At 79.5% G+C, this 2,086-nt stretch carries 3 protein-coding genes; all 3 read right to left on the reverse strand.

Going from position 1 to position 2,086, the window contains the following annotated elements:
• A partial coding sequence (locus ACSNOB_RS31785) for a phage late control D family protein (RefSeq protein WP_436691118.1) occupies positions 1-1,076 on the reverse strand: 1,076 nt, incomplete at its 3' end.
• Positions 1,073-1,867 carry a CIS tube protein gene (locus ACSNOB_RS31790; protein ID WP_436691120.1) on the reverse strand — a complete coding sequence of 265 codons (795 nt, stop codon included), beginning with the start codon at positions 1,865-1,867 and terminating at the stop codon, positions 1,073-1,075. The genes ACSNOB_RS31785 and ACSNOB_RS31790, both read right to left, overlap by 4 nt.
• A partial coding sequence (locus ACSNOB_RS31795; RefSeq protein WP_436691122.1) for a hypothetical protein occupies positions 1,867-2,086 on the reverse strand: 220 nt, incomplete at its 5' end. The genes ACSNOB_RS31795 and ACSNOB_RS31790, both read right to left, overlap by 1 nt.

The following is a 2,086-nucleotide window of genomic DNA, read 5'->3' on the forward strand; positions in this document are numbered from 1 at the left end:
GTGGCCGAGGCCGACCCGGCGCTGCGGCCCGGCCGGCGGATCGCGCTCACCGGCGTGCCCGCAGCCGTGGCGGGGGGAGGGGCGGTGGAGAACCGGGTCAGCTGGCCGGCGGCGTCGACGGTGTGCACCACCTCGGTGAGCACGTACGTCCCCGCCACGGCTGCGGGCACGCCGGTGAGCGCGATCCGCCGGCCGGGCCGCAGCGCCGGGTCGGCCTCGGCCACCCCCTCGGCGGTGACCAGGGCGGCGACCCGGGCGTCGAGCCGGGCCTGGGCGAGCGCGGCCAGTTCGTCGTCGCCGCGCCCGGGCTGGTCCACGGCGGTGCGTACGCCGTCCGCGCCGACGTCGGCGGGGTCGGGGTCGGCGGCGATCCGCCGGCCGCTGCGGGCGGTGCCCGCCTGCTGGCTGATCGGCTCGGCCCGCTGCGGGTGCCAACCCAGCGCCGCGCTCTCCCCGCCGGCCGTGTCCAGGTTGGTCGACAGCCGAAGCGAGTGCAGCCCCCGGCCCAACTCCAGGCCGACCGGCTCGCCGTGGCCCTCCAGGGTCAGCAGGCGCAGCCGGTCGCCGTCGGCGACCACGTGCAGCCCCGCCCGGCCGGTCACCTCCCGCAGCAGTTCCAAGTCGCTGTGCCGGTGCTGGCACAGCCGCTCCAGCCGGGGGCCGTCGGCCTCGGGGTGCACGGTCAGCCCCACGTCCCCGCACAGTTCGCGGGCCAGGTCGGCGGCGGTCACCGCCTCGAACACCCGCAGCCGCTGCCGTCGGCGCAGCCGGTGCAGCGCGTCGTACGCCCGCACCCGCAGCAGCGCCGCGCCGTCGGCCGCGTACTCGACCTCGACGCAGGTGACCTCGCCGTCGAACAGCGCGTCGGGGTGGCCGTCCAGGCGGACCTCCAGCCCCGCCCCGGTGGGCACCGGCGGGGTGAGCGCGGCGGCGCCGGGCGCGGTGGTCAGCGCGACCTCGCACTGCGTCGGCCGGTCCAGCCGGGCCGCCACCCGCACCGACACCAGCCGGCGGGCAGCCCCGTCCGGCAGCGGCGCGCCGTCGAGCAGCACGGCGAGCGCGCGCGGGGCGGTCACGGCGCACCCGCCGGGCGGGCGGCCGTCGTCGGCAGCGGCGGCACCGCCAGCGGCGTGCCGGGCGGGCGGGCGGCCGACGTTGGCAGCGGCGGCACCGCCAGCGGCGTGCCGGGCGGCACGGTGAGCGGGTCGGTGATCCGATTGTGCTCGGCGAGCAGCCGCCACCGAAGCGGCGAGCCGAGCGCGTCGTGGGCGAGCAGGTCGAAGCGCACGCCGGAGTGGTCGGGCCCGGTCGCGCCGTCGCCGGCGGCCACCACGGCGCTGCCCGGCGCGGCGGTCGGGGTGCTCGCCGCGGCCAGTTCCTCCGCGAAGCCCTCCCGCGCCCGGTCGGCGTCCTCCGCGACCCGGACCAGCTTCAGCCGCAGCCAGGACCGGTGCGGCGAGCCCGTCGCGGTGAACGCGTCGAAGCGCTCGGCCACCGCGACGACGACGCCCGGCACGTTCCAGGTCTTGCCCCAGACCAGCCGGACCAGCGGCGGCCGCAGCGAGCCGTGTTCGGTGGCCGAGTTCTCGGCGAGCAGCCACAGCGGCCGGGTGAGCGCCCGCACGTCGGTCGGGCGGACCTGCCCCTCGGCGAAGTCCACGTCGAAGAGCAGGTCCAGCACCAGCTCGGTGCGTCCCCCGCCGGTGAAGACCAGCGGGTCGTCGGCGAGCCCGGCGCCGGTGAGCTGCCCGCCGGCGGCACCCCGGTGGCGCACCCCGGCCAGCCGCGTCACCTGCACGGTCTCCGGGTTGAGCAGGCAGTCCACCCGTTCGCCGGTGGCGTCGACGAGGAAGGCGACCCGTTCCATCAGCCACCCGCCTGTTCCCGGTCCAGCCGGCGGACCCGCTCGTCGTCGACGTCGGCCGCGGACACCGTCCACAGCGGGCGGTCGTCCGGCAGCGCCGGCCACGGCCCGCCCTGCCCCGATGCGCCGCCGGATCCCGCCCCGCCATCCGGCCCCGCCCCGCCGGCCGGCGCCGGGCCCACCCCGTCGGCCGTTCCCGGTCCCGCGCCGCCGGGGCCGGGC

It is taken from the genome of Micromonospora sp. URMC 106 (assembly GCF_051386395.1).
Lineage (GTDB): Bacteria > Actinomycetota > Actinomycetes > Mycobacteriales > Micromonosporaceae > Micromonospora.

Bases quoted from the DNA above. Each gene is read 5' to 3' on its own strand.
- ACSNOB_RS31790 (WP_436691120.1), bottom strand. From the start codon at position 1,867: ATGGAACGGGTCGCCTTCCTCGTCGACGCCACCGGCGAACGGGTGGAC.